This window comes from Brevibacillus halotolerans (genome assembly GCF_026891775.1).
In the GTDB taxonomy this organism is placed as follows: Bacteria; Bacillota; Bacilli; order Brevibacillales; family Brevibacillaceae; genus Brevibacillus_B; species Brevibacillus_B halotolerans.
Window position 1 is genome coordinate 321,845 of sequence record NZ_JAPTNK010000001.1, and the last position, 21,912, is coordinate 343,756.

Consider the following 21,912-nt stretch of genomic DNA (forward strand, 5'->3'; position numbering starts at 1 on the left):
AACCACAATTTGATATTTCTAGTAGAAATTTGATTTTTTCCATATATAAACGGATGCATGTTCATTCATCTAGCTAATAAATCTATGCTTTCGACTAGGCCTAATTTCGTTGTTAAGAAGCACAGTTGAAAGATAACTGGGTAGAAATAAATTTAGGCCTTTGACTCAGCATATCTGTCTGTATCGAAGCTCATACCTTTTGCATTGTATGTTAGTGGGGATATTGTTTAAGTTTTGGAAGTGTCTAGGAGATTATTATCTTCTCCATCGTTCCCCAAAACTACAAGTAGAGGTGATCAAGTTATGTCATCATGTCACAGACGAAGAAGACGCAGACGTAGATGTGTCAGTAACAGAGATGTTCGGAGAGCGAGAAGAAATATCCGTCGCGCAAAACGATTCCTAAGACGCGCTCTTCGCGACTTGAGAAGAAGACGTAGAAGACACAGAAGACACCACAGACATCATCGTAGACACCATAGACATCACCGTAGACACCATAGACACCACAGAAGAAGACGTCGTTGTAAAATTGTCTGCTAGAAGGTTGTGAGAGGCGCTCATGAATGGGCGCTTCTTTTTTCCATACATGCTGGAAAAGGAAGGACATGATAAAATAGAAATCATACATAAACCCTTATATGAGGTAGAACATAAAGGAATGTAAGAGTCAGCGGGGTGTTAACTATACATGGGGCCCATCAGCCAAATTTATCTCGGTTTATCTGTCATTAACATTTTCCTAGCGATGGCACTCATCTTTTTGGAGCGACGCAATGCTACGGCTACCTGGGCTTGGATTTTGGTTCTATTTTTTATTCCTGGTTTAGGCTTTTTCATATACGTGATTTTGGGACGCAATTTAAGTGGGCGTAAATTGTATCGGATCAATCAGCGGGAAAATAAAACCCTTAATGATATGGTCAGATGGCAAAAACAGAAGCTTCAGCAGGATAAGCTTGTTTATCAGGATGCCTCGGTGGAGACTTATCGTGATTTCGTCTATATGAATGTGACTACCAATAAGACGTTACTTACTCAAGACAATGAAGTAGAGATATACACAAGCGGGAAGGAAAAGTTTGAAGCTTTATTTGCCAGCTTTGAGCAGGCGACAGATCACATTCATTTGCAGTACTATATCTTTCGTCAGGATGCGCTAGGAGGTCGATTAGTTGATCTCCTTGTAAAAAAAGCAAAACAAGGAGTAAAAGTCCGAGTATTATATGATGATATTGGCTCGCTTGGCATCAAAAAGAATTTTTTTGATGAATTAAAGCAGGCAGGGGGCGAAGTGGCGGTCTTTTTCTCTTCCCCTATTCCTTATCTTAATTTCCGTTTGAATTATCGTAATCACCGAAAAATCGCCGTTGTGGATGGTAAAATTGGCTTTGTTGGTGGTTTTAATGTAGGGAATGAGTATCTTGGCCTAGATCAAGTGCTAGGCGATTGGCGCGACACGCACCTTCGAATAGAGGGATTGGCAGTCTCGTCGCTACAAATCACTTTTTTGCTTGACTGGAATCTGGCATCAGGTCAAAACATTCTTTACACAGAGGAGCATTTTCCGAGATGGAGGGGGTCTGGACAGGTTGCCCTACAAGTAGTCACAAGTGGCCCTACTTCCAGATATCAGCGTATTCAATACAATTATTTAAAAATGATTCATTCTGCGAAAAAGAGTCTATACCTGCAAACACCGTATTTTGTACCAGATGAAAGCTTATTAAACGATTTGAAGATCGCTGTACTTTCGGGTATTGATGTAAGGATTATGATTCCGAAACGCTCAGATAATCGATTGGTTCAGTGGGCATCTTCTTCATACATAGGTGAGTTATTAGGGGCAGGAGCGCGTTGTTATCTTTATGAAAAGGGATTTTTGCATGCAAAAACAATGATGGTGGACGGCAGTTTAGCAACTGTCGGTACAGCTAACTTAGATATTCGCAGTCTCAAGCTAAACTTTGAAGTGAACGCAATTATTTACGACAGTCAAACTTCAAGAAAACTGGAGGAAATCTTTTTACAGGATATTTCTCATTGCACGGAGCTGACGCTAGAAGAATACAACAACCGTCCACGTCTACTCCGTTTTCAGGAGTCGATTGCACGGTTATTATCTCCTATTTTATAGGCTAATATATGGGCGTGTCACCTGATTAAAGGGGACACGCCCTGTGTATAAAATTGGAAAAAATAATCTGGAATTGATAAAATATAGGCATAGGAGGTGATGTTAATGGGGCGTTTCAGAATTACAGGTATGCTTGTAATGATGATGTTTTTGCTCGTTCAAGGCTGTTCAACCCCTAGTTCGACTTCCACAATGGAGCAGCAGGCCTTGGAAATCGCTATGAATTTTAAGAAGGCACAGTATGAGGTTGGGGATTTCAAGACTGAAAAAGATGTACAAAAGATGAATGTGACTGAGCTTGCAGCAATGAACGATGCGGTCAAACCCTATCTAACTGAAAAAGCCTTTGAATCGCATGTAAAGAACCGTGAACAATTGCTTAGCTATGAGGTGGCCAGAGGGAGGCAAGCTAACATCAAGCTCAAGAAGCTGACTATGGAGAAAGCCGCCGAGGAAATGGACAAAATAACCTACCATTATAACATGGAGCTGGAATTAGCTTATGCTGACGGTAAGCAGAATAAAGTCATAACAACGAATGGACAGATGGATTTGGTAAAAGAGGGCGAGCAATGGAAAATAGCTCGGGATTATGATGCAAATCCGCTGATTGAGGAATACAATGCAATTCATAATCCATGATGGTAAGAGGAAAATAAAAAGATGCTTGGAAATGACTCAGGAAGTTATTTCAAGCATCTTTTTTGTATCGAAAGCGATGTTTACATTTAGGTTGTTTGGTTGGGTGTATGAGTTACATTTGCCGCTATGCCTTTCGCTCGCCTTTTGGAAGGAACTCCGCCCAAAAGATGTATCCAAGAAAAGCGGGACAAGAGATAGGTAATTAGCAAAGTGACTATGACCGTAATCAAATACTGATTTACAATCCCAAGGTTCCCTTTCCACATAAACTCAAGCTTATTTGTCACAGCTAATGAGGATAAGTAGGATAGCAACAAGGGATGCAACAGAAAGATCAAAAAGGATTGCTCTGAAATCCAATTGAAGATAGAGTGAAGCGGATTTTTTTTCTGATAAAACAAACGTCCCATATGATAAAAAAGGAAAAAGCAAATGAAGCAGTACAAAATGATGCTAGGCTTAATAGATAGGGTATAGGTACGCGACCATATTGTATCCATCACAACCAGGCCAAATGTAAGGACCCAAGCCAGAAGCAGCCATAAGGTTTTCCCTTTGAGCCAGTTTTCCCAGTGTTCTCTGCATTGGGCTAAAAACATGCCGGCCGTGAAAAAGAAAATCCAGACTGGGATAGGAATGCTATAGGACCACCATAATTTTGGCAGGAGAAACCCAACCTTATCATGCTGCGAGAGGTAAATCAGCGATTGTATGCCTACTGTCAGGATAAAGCTAACGATTAGCATGCTGTTAGGTGAGCGATAATACCAGGAGCGCAGCCATGGATACAACAAATAAAATTGAAAGACAATTAACATGAAGTACAGATGGACATAGCCTTTTCCTTGCCATAATGATTTGAATAAATAATCGATCCACATGACATAATTCTGATTATGAAGCAACCCACTTTGGGTATACAGCGCATAGATGATTGTCCATAAGAGGTAAGGAATAATCAGTCTTTTTATACGCTTTTTCATGGATGGTCGTTGGTGAAGCTGAAGCTTGCGATCCTGATAAAAAAGAAAGAATCCTGATAAAAGCATGAACATGGGGACAGCAAAGCGTGATAATTGATTCCAAATAAAAGCGAAATCAGTTCGAGTAACAAAATGCGATGTCACATGGATGGCAATGACGCCCAGCACGCACAAGACTCGAATAAAATCGTATTCTCTTAAACGATTCTCCACAATAGTTTTCCTCTTTCATAAATGTCATACTTTTCTATTTTACATAACTTCCCTATTACAATTCAATATCTACCTAATGGAAATAGAAGCTGGAAAAGTCGGATTAATTCCTAGATGTAAAAGGAAAGGGAGCATAACTTTTTTCTGTGTGATGTTTTTCACAATATTTCTTAGCAATACAACTTAAAATGACGAAAGATAGAAAGATAAAAAACAGTATTGACTAACACAATTTCTAAACCGGCATTAGATCAGGTAAGACAAGGTAATGATATAGGGATGTTACATAGGGATAATGGGAGGGTGTAAAAATTGAATGCACAAACAAGGCTGACAAAGATGAATGAGTTAGGCTTATACGAAATTCGTTTAGAATCAATCGGGGGATTAGGGGCAAATTTAGCTGGTAAAATGCTCGCAGAAGCTGGCGTTATTCATCTGGGGCTGAATGGCTCCAACTTTTCTTCCTACGGGTCAGAGAAAAAAGGGTCCCCCGTAAAAGCTTTCGTCCGTTTTGCCAATCCTGAAACAAAATTACGTGCCACTTCCCCTATCGACGAGCCGCATGTAGTGGGTGTATTTCATGAAGCAATGCTATCAACACAGAATTGTACGGCTGGCCTAGGATCAGACGGTATTCTGATCGTGAATACGACGAAAACGCCTGAAGAAATCAAAGAACGAACAGGGCTACTCGCGGGAACCATTCTATGTGTAGACGCTTTAGGGATTTCTCTGCGTGAAAAAACACGTATTAATACAGCGATGATGGGCGCCTTATGCCGAGTTGTAGATTTTCTACGTCCAGAGTCTGTCAGACAGATTATTCGTGAAACATTCGAAACCAAGTATCCTAAGCTAGTTGAGTCTAATCTACGCACATTTGATGCAGGGTATGCGGAAGGGACTCTCACAACATTTGCGGCAACAAATATGGAAGAAGGAAAATCCTCTATTCAAAGAAGCACGGGGACGGTGCTTGGCTATCTAACACAGCCGATCGGGGGCGTGATTACAAATCCAGGTAACTCGGTGTTAAAGGATCTGAGTACCTCTCGTCAAGGCTATCTACCGCATTTTAACGAAGAGATATGTATTCACTGTGCAGCCTGTGAAATGCACTGTCCCGATTTCTGTTTTGTATGGGAAGAGGGGGAAGATAAACGCGGTCGTGCTCAGCAGTTTTTACGTGGTATCGATTATCAATATTGTAAGGGCTGTATGAAGTGCGTGGAGGTTTGTCCAACTGGATCGCTTACTCGTGAACGAGAAGAAGAACAATATGCACGTGAGCATGCCGTTAAACATTCATTTGCAATGGTAAGAGCGTAAAGGGAGGAGCTAGGGACATGAGTGTAAATACAACAACGTCACCAGAAAAAAAAACCACAGCCTGTGTAGCGGAGACTGTTGATTTCAGGTCGGGTAATGAAATGGCAGCGAAAGCAGCAGCTCAGATCAATTATCATGTAATGGGGTATTTTCCGATTACTCCGTCAACAGAAATTGCTGAATATCTAGATGAGATGAAAGCAAATGGAGAGCATGATATCGTCATGATACCAGCAGATGGTGAGCATGGATCGGCTGGGATTTGCTATGGTGCTTCTACGGCAGGCGGACGCGTATTCAATGCCACTTCAGCAAATGGATTACTGTATATGCTGGAGCAGTTGCCCGTTCAATCCGGTACCCGTTTCCCGATGGTCTTAAATCTAGTAACACGAGCAGTGTCAGGACCATTGGATATACGGGGAGATCACTCTGATTTATACTATGCACTTAATACAGGCTGGCCGATTCTCTTAGCCAAGGACCCGCAAGCCGTTTATGATATGAATCTATTTGCTCTACGTGTAGCCGAGCATCAAGATGTTCGTTTACCCGTAATTGTAGCCTCGGACGGCTTTTTTACCTCACACCAGAAGCGGCGCGTGCAGTATTTTACAAATCGAGACGATGTTTCCCAGTTTGTCGGGGAAAATACGGTCTATGTTGACTCCACTGATGTGAAAAACCCGACTACCATCGGTCCATATATGAACGATCCTGATTATATCAATAACAAATACCAGCAGTCACAAGCCATGTACGAGGCGGAGCAGGTGTTCCTTGATGTGGCTAAGGAGTTTGAGGAGCTAACGGGCAGACGCTATGACTTGCTGGATGAATATAGAATGGAAGATGCAGAGGTAGCTTTGTTTTTGCTAAACTCCGCGTCTGATACCGCCCGCGATGTAGTAGATAGCTTACGGGAAAAAGGAATCAAAGCAGGTGTGGTATCTCCAAATATCATCCGTCCTTTTCCGAAAAAAGCCGTGCAGGAAGCATTGCGTCATGTAAAAGTGGTGCTAGTAGGGGAGCGGGCGGATTCCTATGGAGCACATGGCGGGAATATAAGTCATGAAATTAAAGCCGCTATGCTGGATGCTAAGGCTGATACGACTATCCTAACGCGGATTTATGGCTTGGGAGGTAAAGACTTTTATGCTTCAGATGCAGAAGCCTTCTTTACACTATGCTTACAAAAATTACAGGGAGAAAAAGTAGCTTCTTTTGACTACCATGGCATTACTCCTGGAGATGAACAAGCTCGTCCAACACGCGTGCTTGAACCATTGACGAAAGAGCAAACCAGTGGCTTTATTACAGTTACTCAAGATGAAGAGAGCGGTGACTTGAAAGTAAAAGTACCACCAATGCGCATGCTGACCAAAAAAGCGAAGCGTATCGCCCCAGGACACGGTGCCTGCCCAGGCTGTGGAATTTTTTCTGGATTAGAAATGTTCTTTAAAGGAATTGAGGGTGACATTGTCGTTCTCTTCCATACAGGCTGTGCGATGGTTGTAACGACAGGTTATCCATATTCTGCTCATAAGGTTAATTATATTCATAACCTATTCCAAAATGGTTCTGCCACACTCTCAGGTGTCGTGGAGATGTTCTGGGAACGCATACGCCGAGGGGAAATTGAGGTAGATCAGAGCAACGTAACCTTCATCATGATTTCCGGTGACGGTGGTATGGACATTGGAATGGGACCTGCAATTGGTACAGCATTACGCAATCATAAGCTAATCATCTTGGAATATGATAACGAAGGCTACATGAATACAGGATCGCAAATGTCGTACTCCACGCCAATGGGGCATATGACATCTACCTCCAATCTTGGAGAAGGGCGACAAGGGAAGGCGTTCCACCATAAAGATACGGTACAAATCATGGCGGCAACCAACATTCCTTATGTTTTTACAGGAACAGAGGCTTTTCCACAGGATTTAATTAAAAAGGCGGCAAAAGCACAATGGTATGCACAGCATGTCGGTACGGTTTACGGCAAAATCTTAATTAGCTGTCCTCTCAACTGGAAAGCTCCAGAGGATAAGGGGAAATCTATCGTGGAAACGGCCGTTACTACCTGCTTCTTCCCGCTATATGAAGTAGAGAAGGGCATTACTAAGATCACGTTTAATCCCGAAGAGAAAAACAAACGTGTACCAGTGACAGAATGGCTTCAATTGTTAGGGAAAACGAGACACCTGCTGCGCCCTGAGAATGAATCCTTACTCAAGGAATTTGAAACGGAGATCGAACGTCGCTGGAATATGCTGAAAGCGAAGCACGAGAGTCCTTTTTTATAAAAACCAAATTGAATTATCTGGAAAAAACCCATCTCTGGTTGTAGCCTGAGATGGGTTTTTATACGATTTTTTTGAGAATAGAAAGATAATATAGTAGCTATTTCTTGTTCTAAATTTACATGTGTTCATTCATTTCTAATATGTACTTCGTAAGGTTTTTACAGATATTTTTTATAACCAGCAACCACTACTTCTGTAAGGTATATGCCTTTGATGTTCTCATTAATAAATTCATCATAATCAGTTAGATCTGTAATGGGTTCCTCTATACGGTATATGTTAACAACGTTTTGAAGAGCTATCTTAAATTGATGCTTACTTTCTGTTTTATACCCTAGGTCTAATAGAAGCTTTCCTAATTCTATACGATTAAAAACGAAGTTAGGTGCTAAATCAATTGATTTCTGTAAATGGATTTTACAATGGTTTAGGTCATCAATTTTACAATAATACCATCCTTTTATTAATTCAATGATTGATTGGATTTCTTTTTCCTTTGGATGTAACGTAGAAAGATGGTCGATGACCCTGATGTCAATACCTCCCAGTCTTGTTTCATGAATATGGGAAAGGATAAACCAAGCTTTATAATTAGTAGGGTCGATGGTTACCGCTTTTTCTAAATAATCTAAGCTTTTGTATACATCAGCAACAGGGGGACTTAAAACTAAGACAGCACCACGAATCAATATGTCAATGTCAGTGGGATGAAGTTGAAGATAGCTATCTATAAAAGATTCAATTTGTTCTATATCATGAGCTGGTGATAAATCTAATATCTTCTTGAACAGTTCTTTCTTTTCCATAATATCTCCTTTTCTAGGGGAATTTCATACTGTTTCCCATTTTTCGTGTAGAGAACCCTGAAAACCATCCAGGCCTAGTCCTTATCTTCTAGAAGCAAATACTTGAATATCAGCTTCATGCTTCTTACTTATAAGCTTTAGTATATATGGGTCCTAGGCACATGACTCATGGGGCAAGAAGGAGGGGAGTTTCTATTTATAAAAAAGCTTCTAGGAACTGGGAGAGTGATTTAGATGCTAAATAGATTCGATTACAATACTTGGGATGATTACTCTATATAAATATACAAAATGCTAAAGATGCTAGGAAAGCATTGATTCGTACGCGCTTACCTTTTGATGTAAAAAAGGTGAATATACCCTTTGGCTTTATCAGAGTTGATTAGAAGAGACACGGAAGTAATCCAAAAGCACGAGGAGAATTATTTGTTTGAAAAAAATATCCAAGTCATTAAAGAAAAAACAAGGCAACCTCTAAAAATATCAGGTAGCCTTGTTTGTATTCTTGCCGTTTGCTATTGCTGCTGTAATCTTTTTTCAGTAACTAATTGCTAGACACATGATCTATGGAATGATTTCCTTTTAACATCCCAATCGAAATTAAACGTTTCCGCAGAATAATACCTACGTAAGCAGCCAGCACTGCTTTAATAATCCCACCAGCGATGAAGGGAGTAACCCCTGCGGCCATTGCACCAGCCCAGCTTAGATTCAGGACTAGCTTCAGTTGGACTACACCGAAGAGGAAGGTGACTACCATCCCAAGTAGGTTCGCAATCAATGCCATAGGGAAGGTATATTTTGTTTTTTCCAAAAGGTAGCCCATTATAAAGGCAGTAGCAATAAAGCCAAAGATAAAGCCTCCGGTAGGGCCGATCAATACTTGTGGACCACCAGAGAAGCCTGCAAACACTGGTACGCCAATTGCTCCTAGCAAGGCATAGAGTACCATAGATACAGTACCATAGCGACTTCCAAGTACTGTTGCCACTAAGCCTACAGCTAGAGTTTGGCCAGTAATGGGTACGGTTGGCAATGGAATTGTAATCTGTGCAAATACTGCAGTAATCGCAGTAAAAATAGCAATGACCATATAAGTTCGTAAGTTTTCGTTGCGATGTTGCATGAAGCACCTCGATTCTTAATGTAAACAAATAGTATATCTGAGTTTACTAAAATTGTATCAAAAGAATATTTCGCTGTAAATAATGGGATGCGATAAAAGGAAGAGTTTGGAAATTTGAGAAAGCCAGAATGTAAGATGTCTGGCTTGGCATGGTAGGGTAAAAAATATGGTACACTTGAAAGATAATGAGGGTTTATGATCATGAAAAACTAGCTTTTTTCTAACGACAGGAGTGGGACGATGGCAGACCAAAAACGGTTGTTACTAGATGTAGATACCGGCATTGATGACGCACTTGCTATTTTATATGCGTTGCAATCGAAAGAGGCTCGTGTGGAAGGCATTATTACTGGGGCAGGACAGGTTAGCTTGGACCAAGCCACTTATAATACTTTACAGATAATCGAAGCCGGACAAGCAGGATACGAGGTGCCTGTGATAAAAGGAGCCGGTAAGCCATTAATTCGTAAAGAGATTGTCTATGAGCAAAATGACGGTACGAATGGGCTGGGGCATGCTAATTTACCTGAGCCCAAGCAAACGGGCTTGGAAATGTCAGCTAGTGATTTTATCCTTTCGAAAGCGAAAGAATGCGAAAATGAGCTAATTATTGTCACGATGGGGCGCCTCACAAATCTAGCAAATGCGGTTGCCAAGGACCCTTCTCTTGGAAAAAGAATAAAGCAGGTGATCATTGCAGGTGGTGCAATTCGTGTAGCTGGGAATGTAACAGCGGCCGCAGAATTCAATTTCTGGGGAGATCCCGAAGCTGCCTTATTTGTGTTAGAAGCCGATTTGCCTATTACGATCATTGGCTTAGATATAACTCAGCCAACACTGATTACAGCTAGACACCTAGATCAATTACTCCACAAAAAAACAGAACACACAGAACGCGTACTTTCCTTGATAGAAGAGATGGTACGTTTTCAATTTGAGAAATGTGAGGCTGCCGAGCAGTGCCAGCCCTCAATTGCGATGCAAGGCCCGTTAGCGGTTGGTGTGGCATTAGATAGTACCTTAAGTCGTACCGAAGAGACTTTTGTTCAAGTGGAATGTAAGGGGGAGGTTTCACGCGGAGCCCTTATCGCCGATTTACGACAAACAGCGAGCGTTGGACGAAAAGTGCTTACGGGTGTAGAGGCAGACAGTGAGCGTTTCATACAGCATTGGATTACTACCTTAACGATGGATGCGAGCGGGAGGAATTAATCGATGAAATACGTTATTTTAGACGTTGATACAGGAATTGACGACGCGCTTGCGCTTGCGTATGCGATACAATCGCCTGCTTTACACGTTCTAGGCCTAACCACTAGCTTTGGAAATCACGTTGTGGATATCACGACAGAAAATACGCTAAAAGTGCTTGAGATTCTAGGAACGACAGATATCCCTGTGGCAAAAGGAGCAGGGAAACCATTGCTACGTTCTCCTTTAAAGGCGAATGCTACGCATATACATGGAGAGGACGGTATAGGGAATACCTATTTACCCCAGCCAAAAGCTACGGCAATCGACCAGCATGCTGCTGACTTTATCATTGAGCAAGTTCGTAAATACCCGAAGCAAGTAACGCTTATTACTGTTGCTAGCCAAACCAATTTGGCCTTGGCAATTATGAAGGACCCTGAGATTGTTTCACTCGTAAAGAGAGTTGTCATTATGGGGGGAGCAGTTACAGTTCCCGGAAATGTAACTCCGGTAGCGGAAGCAAATATTTATACGGACCCAGAGGCGGCAGAGCTTGTGTTTCAATCAGGTATACCGATTACCTTAGTCGGGCTGGATGTTACTATGCAAACCCTGCTGACGAAGGAACATACACAAATGTGGAGAGAGTCGGGCACGCCAGTAGGCAAATTCTTAGCATCTTGTAGCGAATTCTATATGGATGCCTATGCTAAAATTAACCCCTACCTCGGAGGATGCGCTTTACACGATCCACTAGCAGTAGGGGTGGTTATTGATCCGTCCTTTGTTCAAGCATCGCCAATGTACGTACAGGTGGACACGGAAGGCTCGGCCTCTATCGGCAGAACCATCGGTGACAGACGAAATCCTCCAAAGCAATCGCCAAATATGGAAGTATGCTTACAAGTAGATGTTAATCGCTTTGTTTCCCATTTCCTCCAGCAGGTGATAACGAAAAACAACATCTAGGAAGATAGGTCTGGAGGAGGGATGCGAATCAAATCTTATTTAATCAGCAGTAGGAGCAGGCAGTAGGATCTGCTCCTACTGCTGTTACTCTGCTGGCGGTTGCGGTGTAAATGGAATGAGCCAGTACGAGCTGCCATCTGCCTTGCGATCCATATAGCCATATTCAATTAGATAGCGGCGTAAGATGGCGTAATCTTCGTAGACGGTTGTAAGTATGGCGTTTACCTCTTTTTCAGTATAGAGTGTATTGCGCTTAAAACGACCTACGATATGATGCAAAATTGCTGCTTTGCGCTTTTCTTTAAGTGGAAATTCCTTTATCCTTCCATCCAATCCATTAGGAAAGTACGTCCGTAAGATTTCTTGATATTCTTCTTCCGTCATAGCAAAACGCTCGTCTTGAAATCGAACAGTAGGTGGAACAGCTAGAAAAGGGCTTTTCGGTTCACGGATTTTTTTCTTGGGTGAAGCGGTTTCGACTGAAGAAGCAGAGCCAGTGTTTGATTTTGGGAGAGACTGGTTCGCTTCTCCTAGCAATTCCATGATGGCGAGAAAAATCTTGGCCTGCTTTTCCTTCTCCCTTAACATAAAACGATGATTACGGATAGTGGAATTGCTTCGGCCTGTGCTATTTTGGACAATTTGGGCATCGGTTTGTCCTTCATAAAACTGGGCAAGGAGCTGACGCTGTACGTCGGTTAAACCAGTCACCTTTTTATCCAGTGATAGAAGAAAGTGAAACATTGAGGTATGAGCGTCATGAATATGGTGCTTCATGGCTTTTTTTGCTTCATACCAATTGTCATCAATTGGATAAATAATGCCTTCTTCATAGGTCTGACCACAAACTAGACATGTAAAGATCTCTTGTTTTTCATTGTAAACATAGCCATTTTTTATTTCTTCCATAGATGATTTCCAAAACAAGTCAGCTAAAATATCCATAGATGAAAACCCCAATCGTTTAATTATTTATAGACATATTAATATCTCGTTTGATTTTAGTCAAGATTGACGTATAAAAACCCACAAAGGTCGTTGAAGTGCACCCCTTAAAGTAGACATTGGAAAAAGCCCCAAGGTTATCCGATGGGACTGACCCTTGATCACTATGCAACATGCATTGCTCCAGTGGTGGAAGTTGTTGCAACGTATCTAAAACCAAGGTAGTATCTTGCTTGTCAGTGTTAGGAGGATTTAAAAATGTTTAAACGTAATTCCATCTTCCTTTCAGTCATCTTGTCACTATCGATTTTATCTTCTTCCCTAGTATTAAGTCCTGCAACCATTTCAGCAGCAGATCATGGAGCTATACCGATCAATATTACGAAAGATCAAAAAGGTATTCTTCCTGTAATCTGGGCTATTGCAGCGATAGTAACAGCAGGAGCTACCATTTATACAGTCTATACCGTTCATGAAAGAAATTCTGAAATGGCCGAACGACGTGCTGAAGATTGTAAAGATGCAGGGCGAGTTCCCGAAGTAAAAAATACTTTTCCTGGTATTGGATTTGAAGTCAAATGCAAAATTCCACAATAATCAATAAGAAGAAAAAAATGATCTACCCTCTGTTGATTATAATCTCAGTTATTGGTTGCTTTGTTTTTTTGAGCTTTCTACATGCTAGAAACTACAAGTTTGCGGAAGTGCAAACACAAGATTGTAAAGAAGCTGGAGGCATTCTAGAGGTAAGAAATACCTGGGGTGGATTAGGATTTGTATTTACATGTAAAACAAAAGATTTAAAATAAATAATACCATTTACCATAGAATCTTTATGCAAGGGTGTAGCGGATGCTACATCTTTTTTTATTATCTAAAATCAAAATCAGAAATGATAATCTTACTTATGAAATTGGCCAATGGGGACATGGACAAAAATAACTCTGCTAGTAACATGATAGCGGGGCTCTTTCTCGTCAAGGCTTCCAATTACTCGTCAAAGGATTCGACAAGGATACATGACGAATTATTCTTGGAGGGGATAGCACTGAATTAAGGTGCAAATGTTAATAGAGGGAATGAAAATATGTCAGATTTTTATCGTGTGAAAAAGGGGATTGCATGGCAGCAAGTTTTCTCGTATGATCTTAGTGATAATAATTATCAATATCACAATGCAACCGAAGCGGTTTTGCAAGCTTCCGAGGAGAGGACATGCTAACATGCGGCAAACACAGAAACGGTGGAGCGCCATGCTCCTGATTATGCTAGTGGTCGTCGTTTTGAGCGCCTGCGGCAAGCCCGCAGCAGAGGGCGGAACACAACAAGAAGGAGCAGACAAGCAGGCAACGGAACAAGCCCGCACGATCACGCATATGAAGGGGGAGCGTGTATTTGAGAAAGCGCCGGAGCGCATCGTTGTACTGGATACCCAATATCTCGACCAGTTGACAGCACTTGGTCAACGTGTGGCAGGCAGCGCGGTTGCGACGAATGAAGCAACGCCGTTCCCCGCTTATTTGGTAGACAAAATTGGCGATGTCACGCAGATCGGCTCGAGCAGCGGGGTCAACTTGGAGGCGGTATTGGCGCTCAATCCGGACGTCATCATTTGCACCGAGTTCCAGAACGAGATTTACGACGCTTTGGACAAAATCGCGCCAACGTTGATGTTTGAGCGCAACGAGGACTGGCAAAAAACAATCGTGACATTGGGTCAATTGCTTCACAAGGAAAAAAAAGCCGAACAGGTGATCAACGACTACAACAAGAAGGTCGCTTCCTTGAAGGCCGATCTGGCCAAAAAAATGGGAGACGAGACGGTAGCAATGATTCGTCCGCGTGACAAACAGATCCGGATTCATACGACAGCGCACCGGACGTCGCAGATTTTGTATCAGGATTTGGGGCTGAAGGCGCCGGTGATGGTTCTCGATGATAAAAATACGAGTGCGATGATCAATCTGGAAGTGATGCCGGAATTGAACGCAGACCATCTGTTTGTGTTGACGGACAACCAGTATCAGCAGTTGACCGAGGAGTTTGCGCAGACAGCGGTTTGGAAAAGCTTGAAGCCTGTGCAGAACAAACAAGTGTATACGGTCAATACGACGACGTGGATCGTCTATTACGGTCCGCTGGCGATCAACCGGATTGTCGACGAGATTGCAGCATCGCTACTGCCATAAGAGAAGCAAGACGCCGCTCAAACCACTGGAGTGTGGATTGAAACACCATAATTGGGACTGGTGGCCCAAATAACTGTTTATCGCTCCTTACATAGGAGCGCGAATTTTTTGTAAGTCATCACAAATAAGCCTTCCTGTAAATATAGGGAAAGGCTTATTTTGTGTCTATGTAAACCTATGTGATTAACAAAGAAGTAGTTAAACAGGCTAGTACAGTGATTGTATACAATCTTACAGTGGGAAATTGATATAGAACTAGCACTTTCTAAATAAAGAGAGTGCGAGTTTTTGATGTTTTATTTATCAAAAAGTGTTTTTGGTAATATTTTTTTGGTTGGTTTCATTTTGATGAAAAAATATAAAACAATGATACGTTTAGTAAATTTATAAATGAGTAGAAAGAAGGGGGACTTTTGATTATGATATTTTTCCTTATAAGTATGTAGTAGAAACCTGATAGCGCGATAATCGGGCTTTCGCGCTTTTTCTTTTACTCGTTATTATACCTTTAGTGTCGCACTCACTTGATTATCGTCCTAGTATATCTTTACCTTTACTGTAATCGTTTTCGAAATTTCTCTTAATCCAAGTCAAACATTTTAATTCTAATTCCTTTATACGTGTCTCGTAAAACAAGCGCCAAGTATTATCTGACAATTTTGACTTTAATCTATCTAAATTTTTACATAAATATAAAATATTCGGTTGCTTTTTGCTGATTTTTTTCTCCTTGTAAATAGGAACCTCAAATCAACTTTTAAAATAGTATTTTGGTCATAATTCCGGTAAGAAATTTGCCGATTCTACTTGAAAAAATGTAACAAACCTTAGGTTCCTACTTTTGCTTGAAAAACTTTTATTGGTAGGTGGTACTTTTGTCCGACGAACTCATGAAGGAACATTGTAAAAAGATGCTTAGACGAATTGCTTGGCGCTTACAATACAACTCTAGAAAGCGTTATATTCGTGAAACCACAATGATTGAACCACAATTTGGCGAAGATACGATGGGAACCGTAGCCTCTCAACTTTATGTACAGCAGTTACTTAGTCAGCTCCCTGAAAAGGCACGCTTTATCATCAAGAGTACCGTAATTGACGGAATGACTGAAGAGGAAGTAGCTAAAAAATTAAACATCACAAGACAAGGAGTAAATAAATGGAAGATAAAATATTTACGGCTACTGGCACAGAAAATGACTCATTCTGCATAATGCTAAAACGTGCCCAATCTGGTGATAACCAGGCTTTAATAGAAATCATTGAATTCCTTGAACCGGACATGGAATATCTAGCGTGTTTTATTAAAATGTCAAGGGAGGATAGTATTCAGGAAATGAAAGTAGCCATGATAGAAGCTATTCGCCAAGGCGATATTTGGCCCGGGAGTACATAGAATGGATTTGATATCTGTTTTATCATCAGTTGTTTGCTTTCTAGCTCTTGTAGTCACATTTAATCATTTGGATCTACAAATACGTATCAAAAACATATTAGACTTAAAGATAAAGGCTGATAAAGAAAATAATGTAGAAGAAAAAAATTCTACAGATCGAATTCCCAAATAAACACACGATAAAAAGGGAGTTATTGGAAATGAGGACTGGAAGGAGGCTTTCCAAAGGTATGATAGAAGTTATATTGATCGGGAGTTCTATACTATTAATTGGTGTATTAAAAGGGCAACACGCACTATCAAGACGTATAAAATAATAATGCTGAAGGAAGCGATAGACCTATTTAATCGTAGGTTTGAGAGCTTCCTTTACTCGTTTTTGTACTCTATAAAAAAATATGAGCACTTTGGTTGCTATTTTGCTTCTATTTTTTCCTAGATAAGTGAAAGCGATGAATTGCCGGTCAAAATAAGTCGCTATCAAATACAATTCAAGGTTGGAGGAAAATAAAATGGCAAGAAAAACATTTAATAGGGATCTTGGAATAACGGATTGGAAACAAGCTGAAAAACCATGGGGAAAAGAGTATACTTCATGCGGTCAGACGATGGCAGATGAAGGGTGCATTATTACTTCAGTAGCCATGATTTTTGATAGTTTTGGTGATGATGTAGATCCTTATTCTCTATTAGAGAAATTAAAAAAATCAAGAAACGATTGTGATTTTAATTGGAGCGCTGCTGCAACAAGTTATAAGCATAAATATAAGGGTAAAAAATCTGGAAGTTTTAACAGTATAAAGGCTGATATTTTTGATCTTGTTGTAACTGATAGAGTACCTGTTATGGTGCGTGTTCCTGGTCATACAGTTGTTGTTACTGGATTCAGAGGAACCTTATCAGTTGATACAGATGGGGAGCCTTATTATACTGAGATTGATGCTGATATGTTTTTAGTTAATGATCCTGGTTATAAAAAACATACTACCCTTCAGGATGTCATTGATAAGCGTGGTAAAGTTGAATATTTTAACTATTATTTGGATTAATCTGAAGGCCCCGGTTTAATGGGGCCTTTTCTTTTATACTCCATCGTTAATGTAATTTGCATCTTCTGCTACCTTTACTTTTTTATTCAGAACATTTATATCTTTTAGTTTTTTAGGATTTGCTAGCAGAATCGTCAGTTCTGTAAGTCCAGATAATGATTTGACAGATTCTACATTGGTATCTCGAATATCTAAGAATCTAAGCTTTGATAGAGAACTTAATATAGTAATATCCGTTACGGTTGTATTCATAAGTTGTAATCGTTCCAAATGGGAAAACTCTTTTACTGGATCAATTGTATGAAGTGGGTTATTGGAAACATCTAAGAAAATGAGGTTACGTAGTGATTGTATAGGAGAAATATCCTTGATCTTGTTATGTCGGACAGTTAGATACTGTAGTAATTCAAGATGTTTAATGATGCTCAAATCAGATAAGTCCCCTTCTTCTAAGGTAAGGTTATTTAGCTTTGGAGATAAAACAGGTAGCTGGTTTACTTTAAAACCGGTGATGGAAAGAGATTCGAGCTCTTTTAAATCACTCAAAAATAGATAGTCTTTCGCATTTATTTTATTTATGGATAACGATTTAAGTTTTGGAATGTTAGAGAGAAAAGATAAATCAATCTGCTTATCTTGTAGTTCTGGGGGGAGGTCTGATACCCTTAAGTAAAGTTCTTCAACCTTTGAATAGTCCTCTTTTTTTACCTCCTCTATTGGTTTATTAAGCGAATGACTTATAGCCTTTATAACAAAAGAGGGTAGATTCTCCGTTTGATATTGCCCTGTCGTTGACTGATCTATCCCCTTTATATTAGACTGGCAGCCTGTTAAGACACTAAAGGCTAGCAATAAACCGAAATATTTTATCATCATATCCCTCTCTCCTTTTAGTTCCTCTGCATGAACAAATCATTAAAATAAATTAAATTAAAATTACCAAAGATTACCTGTTACCACCCAATATAATACCAAATTTGATTTTTTTTGTAAATCCAATTTAAGTACTTCTCTACAATAGGATCAGCACTCATAATAACGATAGACTCTGCCATAAAAATGGATTACGTAATCCACTTTTTTTATCCATTTCCATCTGCCAAGCACTCTTGTGCTTGTCCTTCTGTCTTTTGGCAAGTTGGCTGGCCAACAACCTGGACAAAAATCATTCGGTTTTTCATTCGAAATTCTTCAGGTATTTGCTTTCAGCGCGCTTACCAAACTGATATTTGATGTTTATTAGAAAAAAGAGGAATTGATTTCCTTTTATTTCAAAAAATGAAACTTTTATTGGTGTTTGCTCGTCAAAGAAATGGGATGAATCGAACTTTGATTGGGAAGGTGTTACGTAAATGAAAAAAATTTTTCTCTCGTTTGTATTGATTGGAATGTTAAGTGGATGTACAGTTCCTACTCAAGGTGAGATACATCAGGGAGGGGCACGGTCTGAGGAAAAACAAACAGATAAATCTACCATTGAAAAACTTGTTATACAAAGAGGACATGACATTTTTGAGTTCACAAAACCCTCGAAAAATATGGGGATTTTAGTAAATGCTATGGATTTATTTCGCCTAACCTATCGAAAAAGTGATGAGAATATAGTAGTGAAAAAAGAACAAGAATTAGGATTCCTTCAAGAAAGACAAGAAGAAGGAACCAGTCAGAACGACTATACGTATATTAGACTTATACAGACTCCCTTTATTCCAGAAGAGGGGGTAAATGCATTTCCTAGAAAAGATATTGTACTTTATATTGATCAACAGTATCCAAACGATGTTTTTGTTGGTGTACAAAACCCAAATAAACTGGTTGAATGGGAGGTTTATATAGTAAAGAACTATGGTAACTGGCTAAAAAAAGAAATTGATTTATATGTATCCCTACACAAGGGACTTTAAAAAGGAAGCACCGCTTGGTGCTTCCTTTCAGCGTGTAGACAAAATACCGAAAGGTATGGAGGTCTGCACGCTTTTTTGTTGAATGTATGAATATAGTGGAAAGGAGTGAGTTTCTTGTTAAAAAGACAAGATTCAGAAGCCCGTTACCAACTGTCCGTTGTTTCGTTAGATGAACTTGTCCCTTCTAATCATTTAGTTCGTAAAATTGAAAAGGCAATTGATTTTACTTTTATATACGACCTTGTAAAAGACAAATACTCGCAAGATAATGGGAGACCGAGTGTCGATCCTGTTGTACTAATAAAGATCGTATTTATTCAATATTTATTTGGAATAAAATCTATGCGTCAGACAATCAAAGAACTGGAGACTAATGTTGCTTATCGGTGGTTTATCGGTTATGACTTCTCTCAACCAATCCCTCATTTCTCTACCTTCGGTAAAAATTATGCTCGTCGTTTTCAAGATACAGATTTCTTTGAAACTATTTTCTCACATATTCTTGGAGAAGCTCTTAAACATCGATTTGTTAATCCTTCTGTTATGTTTATTGATTCTACTCACGTAAAGGCTAATGCAAATAAGAAGAAATACAGAAAGACCATAGTTGAACAAGAGCCTAAAAAATATTTATCTTACTTAACAGAAGAATTAAATCAGGATAGGATTGAACACGGAAAGAAGCCCTTGCCAAAAAAGTCTGAGTCTATAAAGAAGGAAGTGAAGTTGAGCACTACTGATCCTGATAGTGGTTGGTTTATTAAGGATGAAAAAGAAAGATTATTTGCATACTCTTTCCATGCCGCAAGCGATAAGAACGGATTGATCTTAAGTGCAAAAGTAACAGCTGCTAATGTTCACGACAGCCAAATGTTCCAGGATGTTTTAAGTCAAGCTATTCATCAAGTAGGAAAACCGTATGTAGTAGCAGTAGATGCAGGCTATAAAACTCCTTATATTGCTAAAACCCTCATTACGTCTGGTATACGTCCTGTAATGCCATATACGCGACCACGTACAAAGGATGGATTCTTTAAGAGATACGAATATGCTTATGATGAATATTATGATTGCTATGTTTGTCCTGCAAATGAAATATTATCTTATGAGACAACAACCCGTGAGGGGTATCGAATGTACAGATCGAATCCATCAATCTGCAAAGATTGTTCCTTTCGGAACCAATGTACAAATAGCAAGGATTCAGTGAAAAAAATCAGTCGTCATATATGGACGGAATACATAGAAGAAGCTGATCATCTAAGACATACGCCAAAAAATAAAGAAATTTATTCAAGAAGAAAAGAAACGATTGAACGAGTATTTGCAGATTTAAAGGAAAAGCATGGCTTGAGATGGACCACTTTACGGGGGATTAAAAAAGTGACCATGCAGGTGATGCTTGTTTTTGCTTCTATGAATTTAAAAAAGCTCGCTACTTGGCTCTGGAATCCAGAAAAGGGGAAGCGTAAGCTTCTTCAATTACTGACTTTTTACCAACAAAAAATAAAACAAACTCTTCTTATATCAGTAGCATAAGAAGAGTTTGTCCACAGTCTGAAAGGAAGCACCTCTTGGTGCTTCTTTTCTTTTTTTATATATTACTTCGTCTACGTAGTGTATCAAGATAGTCTATTACTTCATCATAGTATTGATCGCCACCCCCATATCCAGCATCTGAAATGAATCGAATACATTTTTTTGAATTAGGTTGGTCTGTATTTTTCAGATAATCGATCAACTTAGAATAACGTGCATTGTTTTGAAAGAACTTCCCAAAGGATTTTGCATGAGTACTACGACCAATATAATAAGCCCATCCTTTATCTCCTTTTCCATAATTTCCAGGAGGATTAGAATTACTTACATACTTCATATTTGAACAATTTTGGTTATCTCGTTGCAACTTTTTAGAAGCCCATTCTGACTCTCCTCCCCACATAGCAAGAATCACTTCAACTGGTAAACCATAACAATCATCGCTAGCGTCTTGAGCTACTCGTCTGAAAGCATCAACGAAAGCTTGCACTTTATCATTTGCATTTGTATTTGGATTCAAGTCAACATAAGTATCGCGCACACCGTCGACTTTAACTGATTTAGTTGGAATTGATTTCAATGCCATAAATAATCTCTCCTTTTAACCCATTAGATAAGACGACTTTTTGACCGGTCATTGTCGCTTTCATCTACTAGGTAAAAAAAAGAGAGGTTTAGCACCCTCGTTACGAAATTTTTTTGAAAAACTATGTTTGAAAATAAGTATTATGTATAAACGCCTCTATTTTCCAAATTTTCTATGGAGCCATATACCTCCAAGATCCTTTCTGATCAATTTTGTTTCAAAACAAGCTTTTTTATATTGTTCATTTTATAAGAGCGTGGATTGAAACTTGTTACCAAGTCGTCTTGCCAATCACTCCTTAAACGGGAGTGTGGATTGAAACTCCAAACTAGAAAGTACCTATGCTTCCGCAAAATATATACAGGAGCGCGAATTTTTTGTAAGTCATCACAAATAAGCCTTCCTGTAAAAATAGGGAAATGCTTATTTGGTTTGGCCAACTGGGTTCTTTATATGTGACTAATATGGGAAGACTTCCATCAAACAGTGAGTATGCAAGAAAGATCAAAAAACAAAAGTAATGGTGTCAATGGTTTTAACGTCATCTAGAACTGAAATCCAGAGCCAGTAGCGATAATAAGGCAATTCTT

Annotated in this window: 21 protein-coding genes; 15 read left to right on the forward strand and 6 right to left on the reverse strand. The window is 39.6% G+C overall.

Going from position 1 to position 21,912, the window contains the following annotated elements:
• The first annotated feature begins 691 nt into the window (after positions 1–691).
• Positions 692–2,137 carry a cardiolipin synthase gene (gene cls / locus O0550_RS01390; RefSeq protein WP_003339051.1) on the forward strand — a complete coding sequence of 482 codons (1,446 nt, stop codon included), beginning with the start codon at positions 692–694 and terminating at the stop codon, positions 2,135–2,137.
• Between the two features lie 105 nt (positions 2,138–2,242).
• Complete coding sequence (locus O0550_RS01395) at positions 2,243–2,779, forward strand: hypothetical protein (protein ID WP_003335141.1); 537 nt, start codon at positions 2,243–2,245, stop codon at positions 2,777–2,779.
• 86 nt (positions 2,780–2,865) lie between these two features.
• On the opposite strand, the gene O0550_RS01400 is transcribed toward O0550_RS01395, so the two are convergent.
• Entirely contained in the window at positions 2,866–3,975 is a 1,110-nt protein-coding gene (locus tag O0550_RS01400; protein ID WP_258425493.1) for an acyltransferase, read from the reverse strand.
• 312 nt (positions 3,976–4,287) lie between these two features.
• Here O0550_RS01400 and O0550_RS01405 point away from each other — a divergent pair, with 312 nt between their 5' ends.
• On the forward strand, positions 4,288–5,307 hold the full coding sequence (locus O0550_RS01405; RefSeq protein WP_258425494.1) for a 2-oxoacid:acceptor oxidoreductase family protein: 1,020 nt from the start codon (positions 4,288–4,290) through the stop codon (positions 5,305–5,307).
• Positions 5,308–5,324: 17 nt separating this feature from the next.
• Positions 5,325–7,619 carry a thiamine pyrophosphate-dependent enzyme gene (locus tag O0550_RS01410; RefSeq protein ID WP_181747217.1) on the forward strand — a complete coding sequence of 765 codons (2,295 nt, stop codon included), beginning with the start codon at positions 5,325–5,327 and terminating at the stop codon, positions 7,617–7,619.
• Positions 7,620–7,777: 158 nt separating this feature from the next.
• Here O0550_RS01410 and O0550_RS01415 read toward each other — a convergent pair whose 3' ends face one another.
• On the reverse strand, positions 7,778–8,425 hold the full coding sequence (locus O0550_RS01415; RefSeq protein WP_258425495.1) for a tetratricopeptide repeat protein: 648 nt from the start codon (positions 8,423–8,425) through the stop codon (positions 7,778–7,780).
• Between the two features lie 544 nt (positions 8,426–8,969).
• A complete protein-coding gene (locus tag O0550_RS01420) occupies positions 8,970–9,551 on the reverse strand; it encodes a biotin transporter BioY (protein WP_003335137.1) in 582 nt (193 codons plus the stop codon).
• 240 nt (positions 9,552–9,791) lie between these two features.
• On the opposite strand from O0550_RS01420, the gene O0550_RS01425 reads away from it, so the two are divergent.
• Entirely contained in the window at positions 9,792–10,763 is a 972-nt protein-coding gene (locus tag O0550_RS01425) for a nucleoside hydrolase (protein ID WP_258425496.1), read from the forward strand.
• Positions 10,764–10,766: 3 nt separating this feature from the next.
• The gene (locus O0550_RS01430; RefSeq protein WP_258425497.1) at positions 10,767–11,714 is read left to right on the forward strand and encodes a nucleoside hydrolase; all 948 of its coding nucleotides are present in this window, start codon (positions 10,767–10,769) and stop codon (positions 11,712–11,714) included.
• Between the two features lie 84 nt (positions 11,715–11,798).
• Here the strand turns inward: O0550_RS01430 and O0550_RS01435 are convergent, their stop codons facing one another.
• Positions 11,799–12,659, reverse strand: coding sequence for a DUF2087 domain-containing protein (locus tag O0550_RS01435; protein WP_258425498.1), 861 nt, complete (start codon positions 12,657–12,659; stop codon positions 11,799–11,801).
• 258 nt (positions 12,660–12,917) lie between these two features.
• Here O0550_RS01435 and O0550_RS01440 point away from each other — a divergent pair, with 258 nt between their 5' ends.
• From O0550_RS01440 to O0550_RS01470, 7 genes are all read left to right on the forward strand, one after another.
• Complete coding sequence (locus tag O0550_RS01440; RefSeq protein ID WP_258425499.1) at positions 12,918–13,256, forward strand: hypothetical protein; 339 nt, start codon at positions 12,918–12,920, stop codon at positions 13,254–13,256.
• 490 nt (positions 13,257–13,746) lie between these two features.
• On the forward strand, positions 13,747–13,881 hold the full coding sequence (locus O0550_RS01445; protein WP_003339040.1) for a hypothetical protein: 135 nt from the start codon (positions 13,747–13,749) through the stop codon (positions 13,879–13,881).
• Position 13,882: 1 nt separating this feature from the next.
• Positions 13,883–14,848 (forward strand): ABC transporter substrate-binding protein, encoded by a 966-nt coding sequence (locus tag O0550_RS01450; protein WP_258425500.1) that lies wholly within the window; start codon positions 13,883–13,885, stop codon positions 14,846–14,848.
• An 866-nt stretch (positions 14,849–15,714) separates the two neighbouring features.
• Entirely contained in the window at positions 15,715–16,062 is a 348-nt protein-coding gene (locus tag O0550_RS01455; RefSeq protein WP_258425501.1) for an RNA polymerase sigma factor, read from the forward strand.
• The gene (locus O0550_RS01460) at positions 16,008–16,244 is read left to right on the forward strand and encodes a helix-turn-helix domain-containing protein (RefSeq protein WP_050816460.1); all 237 of its coding nucleotides are present in this window, start codon (positions 16,008–16,010) and stop codon (positions 16,242–16,244) included. Before O0550_RS01455 ends, O0550_RS01460 begins: the two co-directional genes overlap by 55 nt.
• Before the next feature lies 1 nt (position 16,245).
• Positions 16,246–16,416, forward strand: coding sequence for a hypothetical protein (locus tag O0550_RS01465; protein WP_003339036.1), 171 nt, complete (start codon positions 16,246–16,248; stop codon positions 16,414–16,416).
• A 340-nt stretch (positions 16,417–16,756) separates the two neighbouring features.
• Entirely contained in the window at positions 16,757–17,293 is a 537-nt protein-coding gene (locus O0550_RS01470) for a C39 family peptidase (protein WP_163246541.1), read from the forward strand.
• 33 nt (positions 17,294–17,326) lie between these two features.
• On the opposite strand, the gene O0550_RS01475 is transcribed toward O0550_RS01470, so the two are convergent.
• Positions 17,327–18,169 (reverse strand): leucine-rich repeat domain-containing protein, encoded by an 843-nt coding sequence (locus tag O0550_RS01475; protein ID WP_003339033.1) that lies wholly within the window; start codon positions 18,167–18,169, stop codon positions 17,327–17,329.
• Between the two features lie 476 nt (positions 18,170–18,645).
• Here O0550_RS01475 and O0550_RS01480 point away from each other — a divergent pair, with 476 nt between their 5' ends.
• Together O0550_RS01480 and O0550_RS01485 are read left to right on the forward strand one after the other, a co-directional pair.
• The gene (locus tag O0550_RS01480; protein WP_258425502.1) at positions 18,646–19,197 is read left to right on the forward strand and encodes a hypothetical protein; all 552 of its coding nucleotides are present in this window, start codon (positions 18,646–18,648) and stop codon (positions 19,195–19,197) included.
• A 114-nt stretch (positions 19,198–19,311) separates the two neighbouring features.
• Positions 19,312–20,736 (forward strand): IS1182 family transposase, encoded by a 1,425-nt coding sequence (locus O0550_RS01485; protein WP_258425503.1) that lies wholly within the window; start codon positions 19,312–19,314, stop codon positions 20,734–20,736.
• A 55-nt stretch (positions 20,737–20,791) separates the two neighbouring features.
• Here the strand turns inward: O0550_RS01485 and O0550_RS01490 are convergent, their stop codons facing one another.
• A complete protein-coding gene (locus O0550_RS01490; RefSeq protein WP_258425504.1) occupies positions 20,792–21,322 on the reverse strand; it encodes a glucosaminidase domain-containing protein in 531 nt (176 codons plus the stop codon).
• Positions 21,323–21,912 lie beyond the last annotated feature (590 nt).

What these genes read in the sequence shown, in the direction of transcription:
- cls (WP_003339051.1), top strand. Translation starts at nt 692, where the DNA reads ATGGGGCCCATCAGCCAAATTTATCTCGGTTTATCTGTCATTAACATT.
- O0550_RS01395 (WP_003335141.1), top strand. Translation starts at nt 2,243, where the DNA reads ATGGGGCGTTTCAGAATTACAGGTATGCTTGTAATGATGATGTTTTTG.
- O0550_RS01410 (WP_181747217.1), top strand. Translation starts at nt 5,325, where the DNA reads ATGAGTGTAAATACAACAACGTCACCAGAAAAAAAAACCACAGCCTGT.
- O0550_RS01415 (WP_258425495.1), bottom strand. Translation starts at nt 8,425, where the DNA reads ATGGAAAAGAAAGAACTGTTCAAGAAGATATTAGATTTATCACCAGCT.
- O0550_RS01420 (WP_003335137.1), bottom strand. Translation starts at nt 9,551, where the DNA reads ATGCAACATCGCAACGAAAACTTACGAACTTATATGGTCATTGCTATT.
- O0550_RS01425 (WP_258425496.1), top strand. Translation starts at nt 9,792, where the DNA reads ATGGCAGACCAAAAACGGTTGTTACTAGATGTAGATACCGGCATTGAT.
- O0550_RS01430 (WP_258425497.1), top strand. Translation starts at nt 10,767, where the DNA reads ATGAAATACGTTATTTTAGACGTTGATACAGGAATTGACGACGCGCTT.
- O0550_RS01435 (WP_258425498.1), bottom strand. Translation starts at nt 12,659, where the DNA reads ATGGATATTTTAGCTGACTTGTTTTGGAAATCATCTATGGAAGAAATA.
- O0550_RS01440 (WP_258425499.1), top strand. Translation starts at nt 12,918, where the DNA reads ATGTTTAAACGTAATTCCATCTTCCTTTCAGTCATCTTGTCACTATCG.
- O0550_RS01445 (WP_003339040.1), top strand. Translation starts at nt 13,747, where the DNA reads ATGTCAGATTTTTATCGTGTGAAAAAGGGGATTGCATGGCAGCAAGTT.
- O0550_RS01450 (WP_258425500.1), top strand. Translation starts at nt 13,883, where the DNA reads ATGCGGCAAACACAGAAACGGTGGAGCGCCATGCTCCTGATTATGCTA.
- O0550_RS01460 (WP_050816460.1), top strand. Translation starts at nt 16,008, where the DNA reads ATGGAAGATAAAATATTTACGGCTACTGGCACAGAAAATGACTCATTC.
- O0550_RS01465 (WP_003339036.1), top strand. Translation starts at nt 16,246, where the DNA reads ATGGATTTGATATCTGTTTTATCATCAGTTGTTTGCTTTCTAGCTCTT.
- O0550_RS01470 (WP_163246541.1), top strand. Translation starts at nt 16,757, where the DNA reads ATGGCAAGAAAAACATTTAATAGGGATCTTGGAATAACGGATTGGAAA.
- O0550_RS01475 (WP_003339033.1), bottom strand. Translation starts at nt 18,169, where the DNA reads ATGATGATAAAATATTTCGGTTTATTGCTAGCCTTTAGTGTCTTAACA.
- O0550_RS01480 (WP_258425502.1), top strand. Translation starts at nt 18,646, where the DNA reads ATGAAAAAAATTTTTCTCTCGTTTGTATTGATTGGAATGTTAAGTGGA.
- O0550_RS01490 (WP_258425504.1), bottom strand. Translation starts at nt 21,322, where the DNA reads ATGGCATTGAAATCAATTCCAACTAAATCAGTTAAAGTCGACGGTGTG.